At 69.2% G+C, this 15,819-nt stretch carries 12 protein-coding genes; 4 read left to right on the top strand and 8 right to left on the bottom strand.

Annotation, left to right across the window (positions count from 1 at the left end; translation table 11 throughout):
- Positions 1 to 145 precede the first annotated feature (145 nt).
- Positions 146 to 1,450, top strand: a complete 1,305-nt coding sequence (locus ACWGID_RS34135) for a right-handed parallel beta-helix repeat-containing protein (protein ID WP_452203461.1) — start codon at positions 146 to 148, stop codon at positions 1,448 to 1,450.
- Here ACWGID_RS34135 and ACWGID_RS34140 read toward each other — a convergent pair.
- Positions 1,436 to 2,743, bottom strand: coding sequence for an O-antigen ligase family protein (locus ACWGID_RS34140; protein WP_452203462.1), 1,308 nt, complete (start codon positions 2,741 to 2,743; stop codon positions 1,436 to 1,438). The genes ACWGID_RS34135 and ACWGID_RS34140 overlap by 15 nt on opposite strands.
- Positions 2,743 to 4,368: a Wzz/FepE/Etk N-terminal domain-containing protein gene (locus tag ACWGID_RS34145; RefSeq protein WP_452203463.1), complete on the bottom strand. Its 1,626-nt coding sequence runs from the start codon at positions 4,366 to 4,368 to the stop codon at positions 2,743 to 2,745. Before ACWGID_RS34145 ends, ACWGID_RS34140 begins: the two co-directional genes overlap by 1 nt.
- Before the next feature lie 180 nt (positions 4,369 to 4,548).
- Between ACWGID_RS34145 and ACWGID_RS34150 the strand changes: the two genes are divergently transcribed.
- Together ACWGID_RS34150 and ACWGID_RS34155 are read left to right on the top strand one after the other, a co-directional pair.
- Positions 4,549 to 6,792 carry a LamG-like jellyroll fold domain-containing protein gene (locus ACWGID_RS34150; RefSeq protein ID WP_452203464.1) on the top strand — a complete coding sequence of 748 codons (2,244 nt, stop codon included), beginning with the start codon at positions 4,549 to 4,551 and terminating at the stop codon, positions 6,790 to 6,792.
- A gap of 143 nt (positions 6,793 to 6,935) precedes the next feature.
- The gene (locus ACWGID_RS34155) at positions 6,936 to 8,465 is read left to right on the top strand and encodes a fibronectin type III domain-containing protein (protein ID WP_452203465.1); all 1,530 of its coding nucleotides are present in this window, start codon (positions 6,936 to 6,938) and stop codon (positions 8,463 to 8,465) included.
- Here the strand turns inward: ACWGID_RS34155 and ACWGID_RS34160 are convergent.
- Genes ACWGID_RS34160 through ACWGID_RS34180 form a run of 5 tightly spaced genes read right to left on the bottom strand, consistent with a single transcriptional unit; the run spans position 8,462 to position 13,939 of the window.
- The gene (locus tag ACWGID_RS34160; RefSeq protein WP_452203466.1) at positions 8,462 to 9,733 is read right to left on the bottom strand and encodes a hypothetical protein; all 1,272 of its coding nucleotides are present in this window, start codon (positions 9,731 to 9,733) and stop codon (positions 8,462 to 8,464) included. The genes ACWGID_RS34155 and ACWGID_RS34160 overlap by 4 nt on opposite strands.
- 9 nt (positions 9,734 to 9,742) lie before the next feature.
- On the bottom strand, positions 9,743 to 10,528 hold the full coding sequence (locus ACWGID_RS34165; protein ID WP_452203467.1) for a WecB/TagA/CpsF family glycosyltransferase: 786 nt from the start codon (positions 10,526 to 10,528) through the stop codon (positions 9,743 to 9,745).
- Complete coding sequence (gene gmd, locus ACWGID_RS34170) at positions 10,528 to 11,517, bottom strand: GDP-mannose 4,6-dehydratase (RefSeq protein ID WP_452203468.1); 990 nt, start codon at positions 11,515 to 11,517, stop codon at positions 10,528 to 10,530. The genes ACWGID_RS34165 and gmd overlap by 1 nt, the downstream gene beginning before the upstream one ends.
- Positions 11,514 to 12,455, bottom strand: a complete 942-nt coding sequence (locus tag ACWGID_RS34175) for a GDP-L-fucose synthase family protein (RefSeq protein WP_452203469.1) — start codon at positions 12,453 to 12,455, stop codon at positions 11,514 to 11,516. The genes gmd and ACWGID_RS34175 overlap by 4 nt, the downstream gene beginning before the upstream one ends.
- Positions 12,455 to 13,939 carry a sugar transferase gene (locus ACWGID_RS34180; RefSeq protein WP_452203470.1) on the bottom strand — a complete coding sequence of 495 codons (1,485 nt, stop codon included), beginning with the start codon at positions 13,937 to 13,939 and terminating at the stop codon, positions 12,455 to 12,457. The genes ACWGID_RS34175 and ACWGID_RS34180 overlap by 1 nt, the downstream gene beginning before the upstream one ends.
- 227 nt (positions 13,940 to 14,166) lie before the next feature.
- Here ACWGID_RS34180 and ACWGID_RS34185 point away from each other — a divergent pair, with 227 nt between their 5' ends.
- Positions 14,167 to 14,793: a phosphatase PAP2 family protein gene (locus ACWGID_RS34185; protein ID WP_452203471.1), complete on the top strand. Its 627-nt coding sequence runs from the start codon at positions 14,167 to 14,169 to the stop codon at positions 14,791 to 14,793.
- Position 14,794: 1 nt separating this feature from the next.
- Here ACWGID_RS34185 and ACWGID_RS34190 read toward each other — a convergent pair whose 3' ends face one another.
- On the bottom strand, positions 14,795 to 15,685 hold the full coding sequence (locus ACWGID_RS34190; RefSeq protein WP_452203472.1) for a phytanoyl-CoA dioxygenase family protein: 891 nt from the start codon (positions 15,683 to 15,685) through the stop codon (positions 14,795 to 14,797).
- Positions 15,686 to 15,819: the final 134 nt, after the last annotated feature.

Consider the following 15,819-nt stretch of genomic DNA (forward strand, 5'->3'; position numbering starts at 1 on the left):
CCCCTCAACCCGGGCCGCCCAACCCTCGGTTCCCCCCCCCCCCCCCCCCCGGGCGCCGCCGGCCGCGGCACTCGGACCAACCGGCCCGAGTACGGCGAAGCCGTGCCAGGGGACCGCGATCCCGGTCGGCACGGATCCGCAGCCGGTGATCGAGGCCGCGCCGCAAGGCACCACGTTCTGCTTCGCGAAGGGCGTGCACCGGCTGACGCGCGCCGTCCAGCCGCGCAAGGGCGACACGCTCGCCGGTGACCCCGGCGCGGTGTTGAGCGGAGCCGTCCGACTCAGCGGATGGCAGCGGGCGGGCAGCGCTTGGGTGGTGCGTGGTGCACTGCCGACGGCGTACCCACTCAAGGGTCAATGCGAGGACAACAAGACCAAGCCGTGCCAGCTCGGCGAGCAACTGTTCGTCGACGGCAAGTACCTGACCCGCGTGATGAGCCTGACCCAACTGAAGCCAGGCACCTTCTACGGCGACTACCGCACCAACAGCCTGTACGCGGCTGACGATCCCACCGGACGCGTCGTCGAGATGTCGCGCACCCAGACCGCGATCGACAAGTCCGCGGACGATGTCACGGTGACCGGTCTGACCATCGAGCACTTCGCCAGCCGCCCGCAGGCCGGTGCGCTGCAGGCCGGCCGTGGCTGGAAGGTGACCGCGAACGAGGTGCGCTGGAACCACGCGGTCGGAATCATGGTCATCGAGGGCGACAACGCCGAGGTCAGCCGGAACACCGTCGCGAACAACGGGCAGCTCGGCATCGGCCAGTACAAGTCGGCCGACGTCCGGATCACCGCGAACCTGGTGACCGGCAACAACACCGACGGCTTCTGGATCGCGGACTGGGAGTCCGGCGGGATCAAGTCCACCCGGTCGTCCGGCGAGGTGAGCGGCAACGACATCGTCGCGAACCGGGGTATCGGGATGTGGAGCGACATCGCGGAGTACGACCGGACGATCACCGGGAACCGGATCCGGGACAACGCGGCGGACGGCATCCGGTACGAGATCAGTTTCGCCGGCGTCATCGATCAGAACGTCGTCGAGCACAACGGGTACGGCACCGGTCGCGGCTCCGGCGGCTCGCTCTGGGACGGCGGCGGCATCAACGTCAACACGTCCTCCGACGTCCAGGTCCGCGGCAATCTGATCAAGAACAACCGCAACGCGCTGTCCATCCAGTCCCGGACCCGCGGCGACGGTCCGCGCGGTACGTACGTCCTGCGCAACGTCCTCGTCGAGGGCAACCTGGTCGTGATGAGCGACGCCACCTCGACGCTCGGGGTCGTCGAGAACAAGCGCTCCCCCGCGCAACCCGGCGCGATCACGTTCCGCCGGAACAGCTATCAGGTGGCCGGCGGCGAGGACCGCTTCGCGTACCACGGCAAGTCGATGACCTGGTCCGAATGGCAGCAGTCCGGCTTCGACCAGGACTCAGTGAGCAGCTAGCGAAAGTTCCTGGGTACGCCTTCGGTGCCGCAGCCGGTCGGCGTCGCAAATCGCAGCAGCCACCAACAGGTGCACGGTCATCGAGGACAGGTCGGAAAGTCCACTCTCGTTCAACGACGCCGCGGTGACATAGCCGAGCAGCAACGCACCACAAGCCCGGATGTACGGCGTGGGCGCCCGGAGCACCGAGATCCACGCGATGATCAGCGCGAACGCGACGATCGCGACGGCGAGCAGCCCGGTCTCCCAGTACAGACCCAGCCAGCTGTTGTCGATCGCCATCACGTCGATGTCGCCCTCACCACGGCGGAGCAGTACTCGCTTGTTGCCGAGGCCGTGGCCGATGATCGCGGTCTGGATCGACACCTTCTCGTCGAGGACCGCCTGCCAACTCGTCGTACGGCCGCTCAGTGAGCTGATCTGCCGCGTGCCCTGACCGCGCAGCAGCCAGTTGTGCAGCGACCCGATGGTCAGGAACGCGAGGCCGAGCAGCCCGGGAACCACGAGGCAGGCGATCCGGCCGAGCCAGGTCTTCCGGGTGATGATCAGGCCGATCACCAGACCGAAGGCGACGGCCGCGGCCGAGGTACGCGTGCGGCTGGCCGCGATCAGGACGCCGCCCAGCCCGATCAAGGCGAACGCGGGCAGGGCCGACAGCTTCCGGCAGACCAGCCCGATCAGCGCGAGCCCGAGCAGGATCGCGCCGACCTCACCGACGCGCGGCGGCAGCATCGGGATGATCACGCCCTGCAGGCGGGACCCGGTACCGAGCGAGCTCAGCGGCCGCCACGCCTGGGACGGCGAATAGGCGAGGCTCAGGATGACGGTTGCCCCGAGCAACAGGTGGGCCCACAGGTGAGCGCGGACCAGCCGCTCCGGAACCTGCACCAGCGGCCGCCAGAGCAGGAAGACGAACACCAGCCCGATCAGGAACCGCGCCAATCGGGTCAGGGGACCCATCGGTTCGGCGAGCAGGAACGCCGTCGCGCACGCGAACAGCACGTACATCACGTAGAGCCAGCTGGCCGGATTCACCCGGGTCCGGAAGCCAGGCTTGGTCGCCGCCAGTGCGACCAGGAAGACCGCGCCGAGCAACAGGCCCTTCGCCATGCTGTTCGTCGATCCGGTCGTCCCCTGCGGCGCCGCGACCCGCGACGACCACGGCTGGACGCCCAGCACGAACAGGCACCACAGCAGCAGCCAGAACCAGGCCGGCCGCTGGACCTCGCCGGCGACCGTCCCGGGCACCGGCGGATCGAGCCGGTTCCGCGAAACCGCCGACAGGCCCGACATCAGCGCATCGGTGAAGCCGCGTCCAGCGGCTTGTAGTTCAGCGGGATGCCGAGCGTCTCGTCCTGTGCCGAGGCACCGATCAGGACGACGCCCAGCACCGGAGCACCGGCGAACTGCAGCGCCCCGGTCAGCCGCGCGACATCCATCTCCTTGTCGAGACCGACCTGGACCACCAGCACCGACGCGTCCACGGCGGCGGCCAGCGGCGAGATCCCGTGCCGCCCGACCGAGGCGGGACCGTGGATCACCACGGAGTACCCCGGGGGCAGGTCGGCGACGATGCCGGGGACCAGCGACGGGCCGACGGCCTCGGCAGTCTCCTCGTGGTTGAGGCCGGGCGGCAGCACGTACAGATCCGCGACGGTGCCCGGGCGGAACAGCTTCCGGGCCCGGATCGCGCGGGTGGCCGCGGGCTCCATCACCAGGTCGGTCAGTCCCTCGTGACCGGTGAGGTGTGGGAGCACCGGCGTACCTTCGATGTCGGCCAGGACCAGCAGCGTCTCGCGGCCGTCCCGGGCGTTCGCCTCGGCCATCGCCAGCGCGATGCCGGCCGAGTTGGGTGTCGGGGACGCGGACACCACGAGCAGGGCGCCCGGGCCACCGGCGGCGAACGCGCGCGGGTTCAGCTCGCGGCGCGCCAGCGCACCACTCGCCTCGGCCCCCAGCGCCGTGATCTCGTACTGCGGGAGCTCGGGAGCCGACCGCTGCCAGAACCGGCGCCGATGTCCCTCGGACGCCGCCATCACCGGCGCGCTCGCCGCGCGGGCCGCCTGGTCGCGGGTCAGGATGTACGGCGTCAGGTGCGACCGCAGCAGCGCCAGACCGAAGCCGAGCACCAGGCCGAGGATGCCGCCGACCAGGATGTCGCGGGCAACGATCGGCGAGGAGCTGGCGGTGTCGGTCGTCGCCGGCGTCACCAGTTGGCTCCCGGCGCCGACGGTCGACAGCGCCTTCAGCATCGCGGCCGCGTCGTCGGCGGCCTGCCGAGCCTCGGTGGCCAGCCCTACCCGCTGGTCACGCAGCGCGGCGGCGGTCTGGTTGTCGCCGCGGCCGACCGCCTCGTCGATCTGGCTGACCAGGCTCCGGGACTGCGTCTGCGCCGTCTTCGAACGGGCCTGCGCCTGCTCGGCCAGGTTGGTGAGCAGCGCCTTCGCCTCGGCGTTGCGCTGGTTGAGGTAGATGGTCGCGATCGCGTTCGCCCGGTCGACGGCCTTCTGCGCGGTCGGGCCGTCGGTGGTGACGAGGTACGCGTTGTCGGTGACGGCCTTCACCCGGGTCACCGCGGCCAGGTCCTGGATGGTCTGGTCGTCGTTCGGCATCCCGAGCGTCTTCACCACGGCGGCGAGCAGCGTCGGGCTGGCCATCACCCGGGCCTGCGTCTCGGCCGGCAGGTCCATCCCGAGCGGGCCGGTCTTGTCCGCGCCGCTGCTGGACAGCTTCCCGACCAGCGCGGGCGGCACCGCGGGGCCGATCACCAGCTGACTCGAGGCGGTCCACCGGGTGGTCTGCGACAGCGCGAACACCGAGGCGCCGAGCAGTCCGAGCAGGATGCAGCCCATGATCAGCCACTTCTGCCGCAGCAGGGACTGAGCGGTCTCCCGCCAGACCACAGTGCCCGGTTCCATGCAGTACCTCACTACTCCCTCGGCGCCAGCGACTCAGGATATCCACAACCCCGGACCGACCACTCACAGGATCTCGCTCCGTGCCCTACTCTCTTCTCCGGGGGATTTCTCGGGGCTTCGTGAGGTTCAAGTTGTACGGCGCGGTGCGCGCCGCCCATGTCCAAGGGGGGACATCGCTACATGACGAAGACACGCCTGTCCGCACGCCTGTCCGCACGCCTGTTCGCGCGACTGGGGATTGCGGGCTCGCTACTCGCCGGCGCGCTGGTCGTGACGCTGGCACCGGCGGCGCAGAGCGTCGAGGCCTCGCTCTCCGCGGCCGCCGGCTCGAGCTGGCAGACCAACTCGAGCGTCCAGGGCATCGCGGTCGCCGACGGTACGGCGTACGCCGGGGGCCGGTTCACCAGCGTCAGGCCACCGGGCGTCGCAGCCGGGACCGGTGAGGTCGGCCAGGCGTACCTGGCCGCCTTCGACGCGAGCACCGGCGCTCTGGTCACCACGTTCAACCCGGTGCTGAACGGTCAGGTTTACGCGGTCGCCGCCTCCGCGGACGGCTCCCGGATCTTCGTCGGCGGTGACTTCACGACCGTCAACGGCCAGACCCGCAACCGGATCGCCGCCTTCGACACCGCCACCGGCGCGCTCGTCGCGAACTGGAAGCCCTCGGTCTCCTACCGCGTCAAGACCATCGCCGTCTCCGGTACGACGGTCTACTTCGGCGGCTCGTTCGGCCTGGTGAACAACCTGACCCGCGACCGGCTCGCCGCGGTCACCACCGACACCGGCGCCCTGTTGCCCTGGGCCCCGTCGGTGAACGGGGACGTGTACGCGGTCGACGCTGCCGACGACGCCTCCAAGGTGTACGCCGGTGGTCAGTTCAGCACCGTCAACGGCACCAACCAGAACACCGTGTCCAGCCTCGACCCGGTGACCGGGGCCGTCCTCCCGTTCCCGGGCGCCTCCGCCGTACCGCCGCCGAACGGGTCCTGCACGACGCGGGTGAAGACGATCGACGCCAGCGGCGACACCGTGTACTTCGGCAACGGTGGTGACGGCGGCGGGTGCTTCGACGGCACCTGGGCGGCCGACATCGCGACCAACACGCTGAAGTGGAAGAACCAGTGCCTCGGCGCGACCGAGGCGGTCAAGGTCGTGAACGGCTGGCTCTACAAGGGCTCGCACGCCCACGACTGCGCGAACCAGGGCGCCGGCGGATTCCCGCAGGGCTTCGGCTACCGCTTCCTGCTGTCCGAGAAGATCAGCGACGGCACGCTCGGCCCGTGGTTCCCGAACACCGACGCCGACCCGAACAGCGTCACCAACGTCGGACCGCTGGCGTTCGCGACCGGCGGCAACGACCTGTGGGTCGGCGGCGACTTCCTGAACGTGAACGGCACCGGCCAGCAGGGCCTGACCCACTTCACCAACGCCACTCCAGGTGCGGCCCCGGCCAAGCCGGCCAAGCTGCTGCCGTACAGCGTCCAGCCCGGCGTCGTCCAGATCCACTTCCCGACCGTGGTCGACAACGACGACAGCACGCTGACGTACCGGCTACTCAAGGGCTTCAGCAACACCACCATCGCGACCTGGACCGCCAAGTCGACGCCGTGGGACCGGCCCTGGCTGCACTACACCGACACCGACGTGACGCCGGGCGAGGTGACGAACTACCGCGTCGAGGTCACCGACGGCAGTACGACGATCCGCGGCAACTACTCGGACCCGCTCACGGTCGCCTCGGCCGCGTCGACGGCGTACGACCAGCTCGTGAACTCCGACGGTCCGCAGGCGTACTGGCGGCTCAGTGAGGCAGTCGGTACGACGACCTCGGTCGACTCGTCCGGGCAGAGCAACAACGGGACCTTCACCGGCGTGACGCTGGGTGCTGCCGGTGCGATCGCCGGCAACAGCTCGATGACGATCAGCTCGTCCAGCGGGCGGATGGTGGGCGAGAAGGCGTACAGCATGCCGCAGCAGTTCACCGTCGAGGCCTGGGTCAAGCAGAGCGGCTTCAACCGCGGCGGCCGGATCATCGGCTTCGGCAACTCGAAGACCACCAACAGCGGCGGTGGCGGTGACCGGATGCTCTACATGCGCACGAACGGCTCGATCGTCTTCGGCGTGAACGACGGCTCGCAGCGCACCCTGACCAGTCCGTCCGGCAAGAACGACGGCCAGTGGCACCACGTGGCCGGCACCTACGACAACGGCACGATGAAGCTGTACGTCGACGGCGTGCTCTCGGGCAGCGCCCTCGTGGGTCCGGCGTCGGTGTACTACGGCTGGTGGCGCGTCGGCTACGACCTGACGAACTCGTGGCCCGGCGGCGGAGCCACCCAGACCGGGATGGGCATCGACGAGGCTGCGGTTTACCCGTACGCACTCACCCCGGTGCAGGTCCAGTCTCACTACGCGGCCAAGTGAAAAGCCGTCTCTCTGGGAGTTCTGGCACAAAGTCATAACGCGGTCCGGAGGCCCGCTTCCAGTGGGCCTCCTGCACCGGTATCGTCCGCCGCTGGTGCGTGATGAGGCACGCGCTGTTGGACCCCGCCTGTCGAAGGACACAAATGAAGAAGTTAGTGCTGGCCCTTGTCACCGGCGCGGCCGTCCTGGCCGCGGCGTTGATTCCGTCGGGACCGCCTGTGCAGGCGGCGACACCGGGCTTCGCCTCCGCCGTATCCGCCATCAAGCAGACGTCGTGGCAGACCAACAACAGCGTGAACGCGCTGGCCATCGCGGGTAACACCGTGTACGCCGGCGGTCTGTTCACCAGACTCCGCCAGCCGGGCAAGTTGTCGGGCCAGGCGCCGGAGACGCTGCGCAGCTACGTCGCGGCCTTCGACCGCACCACCGGCGCTCCGACCTCGTTCGCGCCGACCGTGAACGGTCCGGTGTACGCGATCGCCACCAGCCCGGACGGGAAGTGGGTGGTGATCGGCGGTGACTTCACCGTGGTGAACGGCGTCCGGCGCAGCAAGATCGCGATGTTCAGCACCGCCACCGGCAAGCTGGTGGCGGCCTGGGACCCGGTGGTCGCGGCCCGCGTCAAGGCGCTCGCGATCTCCGGCAGCACCGTGTACATCGGCGGCGCCTTCGGCAAGATCGACGGCGCGGTCCGCAACCGGCTCGGCGCGGTCCGGCTGCTCCAGGGCGACCTGCTGCCGTGGAACCCGAACGCCAACTCCGACGTGTACGCCGTGGACGTCGCCGACAACGGCAGCCGGGTCTTCGTCGGCGGTCCGTTCAGCACCATCGGCGGCAAGGACCACTACTCGCTGGCGATGCTGAACACCACCACCGGCGCGGCCTACGACTTCCCGGCCGCCGCCTCGATCCCGAAGCCGACCGCGACCTGCACCACCCGCGTGAAGGACATCGACACGCTCGGCGACAAGGTGTTCGTGTCCAACGGCGGTGACGGTTCCGGCTGCTACGACGGCGTACTGGCGGCGCAGGTGTCGACCGGCAAGCTGCTGTGGAAGAACACCTGCCTGGGCGCCACCGAGGCGATCAAGGCGATCGGCAACTGGCTCTACAAGGGCTCGCACGCGCACAACTGCAGCTCGTCCCCGAACGGTTTCCCGGACGGCACCGGCACGCATTACCTGCTGGTGGAGAGCGCGATCAACGGCAACCTCGGACCGTGGTTCCCGAACACCGACGCGAACCCGAAGAGCACCACGAAGGTCGGTCCGCTGGCAATGGCCGGTACCGACTCCGACCTGTGGGTCGGCGGTGACTTCCTGAACGTCAACGGCAAGCCCCAGGTGGGGATCGCCCGGTTCACGAACGCCGCGGGTGGTGCGGCGCCCGCCGTACCGAAGGCTCCGACGCTCGTCGCGACCTCGGCCGGTCGGGTGTACGTGAGCTACAACGACGTGTACGACCTGGACAACCTGTCGCTGACCTACAACGTGTTCCGCGGGTCGCTGAACGTCGGGTCGGCCGTCAACGTGTCGTACTTCTGGCAGGCGCGGAAGACCTACCAGGTGATGGACCGCGGCCTGGCCCGTGGCTCGACATACACGTACCACGTCGAGGTGCACGACGGCCGCAACATCATCAAGAGCGCCAATGCGAGCGTGAAGATCCCCTAAGCCGCGGCAGCGGCGCGGCGATGGGCGGCGATGGCCCGGTGGGCTTCGTTCCACCACAGGAGCAGAGTGGCGAACGACGCTCCGGCCAGCCCCCACGCCGCGCCCTTCGGGCCCCAGAGGAAGGCGCCGCCGATCCCGCAGGTGATCAGGACGGCGGATGAGATCAGCCGGACGCGCAGACCGCGGGTCGCGGCGGTGAGGGCGCGCAGGATCGCGAACGCACCCGCGTTCGAGGCGCCCAAGGCCTGCAACAGGATGACCGGGATCAGCACAGTGTGCGCCTGCGCCCAGACGCCCGGGCCGAGCAGTTCCCGGCCCACAACGGCAGGTAGCAACAGGAAGATCGCGCCCCACGCCAGCGCGCCGGCTCCGACGCCGAACGAAATGGCGAGACCCACGAGCCACAGCCGCCGGTACGAATGCTTCAGCGCCCGGGCGGCTTCGGGGACCGAGATCATCCGGATCCCCTGGTTCAGCACGTTCACCGGGCCGAGCAGCACCTGGGCGCCGCGGATCCCCGCGGTCGCCACCAGGCCGGCGGCCGCGGTGATGCCGAGCATGTAGACCTGGATGGTGCCGGAGACCGCGAGCATCTCCCCCACGTACTTCGGGCTCAGGTCCCAGTTCCGCCGTACCCATTCGCGGATCAGCTGGCGGCGGGGCGCCACGCCGGCCTGGAACCGGCCCGCGATCGCGGCGATCACCGCGCCCAGTCCCCACCCGAACGTGAGGCTGAACGCGGACGTCGTACCGGTGAGGTAAAGGCCGCCGAAGATCGCCAGCATCGCGAGCAACCAGATCAGGTCGTTGACGAAGGCCTTCGTTCCCTCACCGACGACGAAGAACGCCCAGCGCCAGGCGTCCTGCAGCAACAGTCCCGGCATCGTCACCGCGAACGCGATCAGCACTCCGCGCGACGGGACGCCGGGGAAGGCCGCGATCGCCAGGCCAACCAGCATCGCGAGCAGACCGCACAGCAACGCGGTCGCCGTACTCGCCCGGACCGCGCGCTGCCAGTCCGGCGTGCGATCACCGGAGTGCCGTACGGCGAGCGGCTCGGTGGAGACCGCCCGCGACACGTTCAGGGCGATCGTGTAGCCGCCGAAGGCCAGCGCGTAGACGCCGAAGTCGGCGACCGTACTGGACCGCGCGACGACGACGCCGACCGCGAGATTGCTGAGACTCGACAGCGCCTGATCGGCCAAACCCCAGCCCGCGCGACCGGCCGGACCGGCCAGCCGACGTAATTTCGGCCGCCGGAATCTCACCGGCTCACTCTAGAGTGGTCGCGGCGGGTGCCGGAAAATGCCCACCAGGAAACGCGGGATCCCGAGCAGGTAGCGCCGCCAGAGCCGCTTCGGCTCCTTGTACAGCCGGTAGCTCCACTCCAGCCCGGAACGCTGCATCCACAGCGGCGCGCGGTCCAGCCGGCCGGTGTGGAAGTCGAACGCGGCGCCGACGCCGACCAGGATCGTCGCGTTCAGCCGGTCGCGGTGCTCGGCCATCCAGCGCTCCTGCTTCGGCGCGCCGAGCCCGACCCAGATGATGTCCGGCCGGGCCTCGTTCATCCGGGCCACCGTCTCGGCGTCCTCGGCGTCTGTCAGCTCCCGGTACGGCGGGCACTCGACACCCACGACCTTCAACGCCGGGTGCCGCTCCTGGAACCGCTCGCGGAGCTCCTCGGCCACCCCGTCGGCGCCGCCGTAGAAGTACTGCGTCCAGCCGTTCTCCGCCGACTCGGCCAGCACCCGCTCGAGCAGGTCGGGTCCGGCGACCCGGTCCATCTGCTCGAACCCGGCCTTCTTCCCGGCCCACACCAAGGGCATCCCGTCCGGCACCGTCAGCCCGGACGTGTTGTAGACCTCGGTCAGCCGCTCGTCGGCGCGGGCGTGCAGCAGCGCGTTCATGTCCGACACGCAGACCAGCTGCTGCTCGTCCTGCTCGATCCACCGGGCGAACGTCGCCACGGTCGCGTCCAGATTCGTCACGCTGACATGAATTCCGAGTACATCGACTCGCTGATCCGTCGTCCAGGCAGTGGTCCGGGCCTGAGTGTCGGTCATCAATCCTCCGTTTCGGTGCGCAGCGCGGCGAGGTCGGCGTCGACCATGATCCGAACCAGTTCGGGCACGTGCACCTGCGCCTTCCAGCCGAGGTCGACGGCCGCCTTGGTCGCGTCGCCGATCAGCGAGTCGACCTCGGTCGGACGCTCGTAGCGCTGGTCGTAGTCGACGTACTGCTCCCAGTCCAGGCCCACATGTGCGAAGGCCAGTGCGACGAAGTCACGGACCGAGTACGACGTACCGGTCGCGATCACGTAGTCGGCGGGGGTGTCGTGCTGCAGCATTCGCCACATGCCCTCGACGTACTCCGGCGCGTAGCCCCAGTCGCGGCAGGCGTCCAGGTTTCCCAGGTACAAGCGGTCCTGGCGACCGGTCTTGATCGCGGCGACCGCGCGGGTGATCTTCCGCGTCACGAACGTCTCACCGCGCCGCGGGGACTCGTGGTTGAACAGGATGCCGTTCACCGCGAACATGTCGTACGCCTCGCGGTAGTTCCGCGTCATCCAGTAGCCGTAGAGCTTCGCGGCTCCGTACGGCGAGCGCGGGTAGAACGGGGTGTCCTCGTTCTGCGGTGGTGGGGTCGCGCCGAACATCTCCGACGAGGACGCCTGGTAGAAGCGGCAGTCCAGCCCGATCATCCGGATCGCCTCGAGCAACCGCGTCGTACCCATGCCGGTGGTGTCACCGGTGTACTCCGGCTCGTCGAAGCTGACCCGGACGTGACTCTGCGCGGCCAGGTGGTAGACCTCGGCGGGCTGGATCGACGCCAGCAGCGTGACGAGTCGCGAGCCGTCGGTCAGGTCGCCGTAGTGCAGGAACAGCCGCTTGTCCTGCGCGTGCGGGTCCTCGTACAGATGGTCGATCCGCTTGGTGTTGAAGGTGCTGGCGCGGCGGATCAGGCCGTGCACCTCGTAGCCCTTGGACAGCAGCAGCTCGGCCAGGTACGACCCGTCCTGCCCGGTGATCCCGGTGACGAACGCCTTCTTCACGCGACATTCTCCTGGTACCAGGCGTAGGTGGCGGCCACGCCGTCTTCGAGGGAGATCGACGGCTTCCAGCCCAGCGACTGCAGCCGGCTCACGTCGAGCAGCTTGCGCGGGGTGCCGTCCGGCTTCGACAGATCGTTGCTCAGGGCACCGGTGTAGCCGACGGTACGGGCGACCAGCTCGGCCAGTTCCCGGATCGTCACGTCCGCGCCGACACCGACGTTGATCGGCTCGGGAGCGTCGTAGTACTCGAGCAGGTGCAAGCTGGCGTCCGCGAGGTCGTCGACGTGCAGGAACTCGCGCCGCGGCGTACCGCTCCCCCACAGCACGACCTCGTCCGCACCGGTCGCCTTGGCCTCGTGGAAGCGGCGGATCATCGCCGGCAGCACGTGCGACGTGACCGGGTCGAAGTTGTCGTTCGGCCCGTAGAGGTTGGTCGGCATCGCCGAGATCCAGCGCAGCCCGTACTGCCGGCGGACCGCCTGGACCTGCATGATGCCGGCGATCTTCGCGATCGCGTACGCGTCATTGGTCGGCTCCAGCTCACCGGTCAGCAGGCTTGACTCGCGGATCGGCTGCTCGGCGTACTTCGGGTAGATGCACGACGACCCGAGGAACAGCAGCCGCGGCGTCCGGACCTCGAGCGCGGCGTCCATCAGGTTCACCTGGATCCGCAGGTTGTCGCTGAGGAACTCGGTCGGGTGGTCCCGGTTCGCCAGGATCCCGCCGACCCGCGCCGCGGCGTCGATCACGGTGACCGGGCGGTGCTCACGGAGGAACGCGAAGGTCGCCTCCCGGTCCCGCAGGTCGAGCTCACCGGACGAGGCGCCGATCAGGTGCGTGTACCCGGCAGCGTCCAGGCGACGCCAGATCGCCGAGCCGACGAGGCCGCGGTGGCCGGCGACGTACACCGGTGCATGAAGGTCGGGCTGGGTTGTCATCAGTACGCTCCCGCGCCGTAGATCACCGCGCGCACGGTCTTCCAGAGGATCAGCAGATCAAGGGTCATCGACCAGTTGTCGACGTACCGCAGGTCGAGCCGGACCGACTCGTCCCAGGACAGGTCACTGCGGCCGCTGACCTGCCACAGGCCGGTCATCCCGGGCTTCACCAGCATCCGGCGCGAGTCGTCGGCGGCGTACAGCGCGACCTCCTCGGCCAGCGGCGGGCGCGGACCGACCAGCGACATGTCGCCGCGCAGCACGTTGAACAGCTGCGGCAGCTCGTCGAGGGAGAACCGGCGGATCCACCGGCCGAGCGGCGTCATCCGCGGGTCGTTGCGCATCTTGAAGATCACGCCGTTGCCGTCGCTCAACGCATACAGATCGCTGAGCCGCTGCTCGGCGTCGGTGTACATACTGCGGATCTTCAGCATCGTGAACTCGACGCCCCCACGGCCGACGCGCTGCTGCCGGAACAGCACCGGACCGGGGCTGGAGACCTTCACCGCAAGGGCAAGCCCGATCAGCAGCGGGGCCAGCAGGGCAACGAAGCCGAGGGCAACGATCCGGTCGAAGACGGCCTTCATCAGGTGCGGGCCGCCGCTCACCGACGGCCGCTCCAGGTGCAGCAGCGACAGACCCGCGACCGGGCGGACGGAGATCCGCGGGCCGGCCACCTCGATGATGCCCGGTGAGACGATCAGCTCGATGCCGCGCTGCTCCAGCGCCCACGACAGTCGGCGAAGCAGATGGCCGGCCAGCTCCGGATCGGTCGCGATCGCGACCACCTCGACCGCGTGCCGGTCGGCCGCGGCCAGGATGTCCGACTCGTCGAGCTCCTCCGGCTGCAGCGGCCCGTCGCTGTCGGCGCGCGGACGGCACGTCGCGACCACCCGGAAGCCGTCGGTCGGACGGCTCTCCAGGTGCTCACACAAAGTTGCGGCCGGACCGCTACGTCCGACCACGAGAACCCTGTGCATACAGCGACCTCGGACCCGATGCCGGTGCAGGTCCTTCCGCAACGCGTACCGCAGCAACAGCGCGGACAGCACCAGCACGGGGATCGCCAGCACCACGAAGCCGCGGGCGATCTCGGTCTTGGTCACGTACGACGTCATCGCCACGGCGGCCGTCAGTCCGACCCCCGAACGCAACAGCGACCGGAACTCGTCCGGGCCGGTGCCGAAGTACCGCGAGTCGTAGCCCTTCGACAACGCCACCACGGCCACCCAGGCCGGCGGCAGCAGGCTGCTCACCACGAGATAGCTGGAGCCGACGTGGTACCCGAACCGGGTCAGCAGTGCGACCGACACCCCGAGCATCGCGGCCAGCAGGTCCCCGCCGACAGCGGCCCATCGGTACACCCCGACCCACCGCGGCTCGGTCCATCGGGACGGCAACGGAACGATCGCTGGAACCTCGTGCGGCACGACCCACAGCGGCCGCCGGCTGTCCACAGCGTCCGGCGCTTCTGCTCCGCTCACAGCGGTTTCCGTTCCCTCCTGCGACCGGACAGCCACGGACCGTGTCCATCGGAACCTGCAGTATGACCTGTTCACCCACGCTTCGGCGAGCAGTCACCGCAGATTACTACGCGTCCGGCGTCACTGCCCGACCGCCCGGCACCCTTTGGATAGAATTTGCGTGGGGTGGGGGGTGGATGAACACAGCCGGCGATCTTCCTGTGTGGGCAGGGTTTCGACCTGCCGTCGTGACCTCGGTCCGACGGTCGATGGTGCCCCTGATCGTGCTCGGACTCGTTCTGGTAACTGTTCCCGCGCTGGTCTACGCCGGCAGCACTCGACCGAGCCGGATCGACGGCCGGCTGCAGTCCCTGGCCACCGACCGATCGCCGGCGGCACACCAGCTGGCGGTCGCCCTCGACTGGCTGGGTGAACCACGCGGCCGCATCCTGGTGATCCTGGCGGTCGCCGCCGTCTGCCTACTCGCCCGGCGACGCGCACTCGCCATCACAGCGGTGATCGCCTCGCTGGTGGTCGCTGTCTTGACGACTGGCCTGAAGTACATCGTCGATCGCCGCATCCATGACGGTTTCCTCTCCTACCCGAGCGGGCACGCCGCGGCCTTCGCGGCCATCGGTCTGGTACTCGGCCTGCTGCTCGCCGACCTGCTCCGGACAAGCCTGGCGCTCGGTACGGCCATCGTGCTGGCAGCCACTCTCGCCGCCGGAATCCTGATGGCCTGGTCGCAGGTCTCCCTGACAGCGCACTACCCCACCGACACCGTCGGCGGGGTAGGTTGCGCGCTGATCGTCGTACCGGCGATCGCCTTGCTGGTCGACCGATGGGCAGCCGGCGGGGCTGCCCGTCGGCCGTGACTCAGGCGAGGACCGCCGGGCTGTCGAATGCTGCGATGACCTCTTCGGGGACGTTCTTCAGGTCGCTGACCCGCAGGTAGTCGCCCATGGTCGTGCCGGTGCACTCCGAGTCGATGTTCGGAGCGGCCCGGCCGGCCAGTGCGTCACCAAGGTGCACCGTCCGAAGGTCGATGCTGAAGCGGGTCCGCCCCGACGCGTTCGGAACACTGGAGTGCAGCTGCGCGCCGGAGAACAGGATGACGCCGCCCGGCTTGCAGATCGGCCGGATCTGCGGCACCAGCTCGACTTCCTCCTCGGGCACCGGCTGCACCCGGGTGTCCTTGCCGATCTGGCTGGCCGCGATCTTCCGGCTGGTCGCGTTCCACTCCGCGTAGTTGTAGACCCGCGAACTGTTCCGGACCGGCGTCTGCCAGTACTTCGGGTGGAAGGCCAGCCCGTTCTCGTCGCTGATCGCGAAGATCGGCAGCCACCAGTTGAGCTGCACGTACGGCGCGGAGTACCAGGTGTCCCGATGCGGGTGGAACGCGAACGCGATCCCACTGGTCAGGTAGTCGTTCGACGTCGAGCTGCGCATCCGCGGCACGTCGAAGTACACCTCGTCCGGGTCGCAGCCGAAGTCGACGAGCATCTCCTGGATCAGCCGCTTCGACTCCGGGTGGTGGATGAACGCGGGCTTCAGCTCGGCGAGCAGTTTCGCGTAGTCCTCCACCGCCATGTCGAACTGCGCGGTCTCCGGGTCCAGCGGTGCGAATGCCTGGCGAGCCATCTCGCCGGCGAATTCGGTGAGTGCCACGGTAGACGGCCGTGGTGAGTAGACGAACAGATCGCCCTCGTAGAGCTTCTGTCGCCGTTCGTCGTCGCTGAAGTCGGCGTCGACATGGATGGAATGCATTTGACCCCCCTCACAGAAACCGGGGGGGGCGCGACCCGGCGGGGGGGGTGTGTGTCGCCGAGGGGGGGGGGGCCGCGGGGGGGGGGCCCCCCCCCCCCCCCCCCGACCGAGAGGAGGCTGAGCCCCCACAGCGC

This window comes from Kribbella sp. NPDC054772, assembly GCF_053611945.1.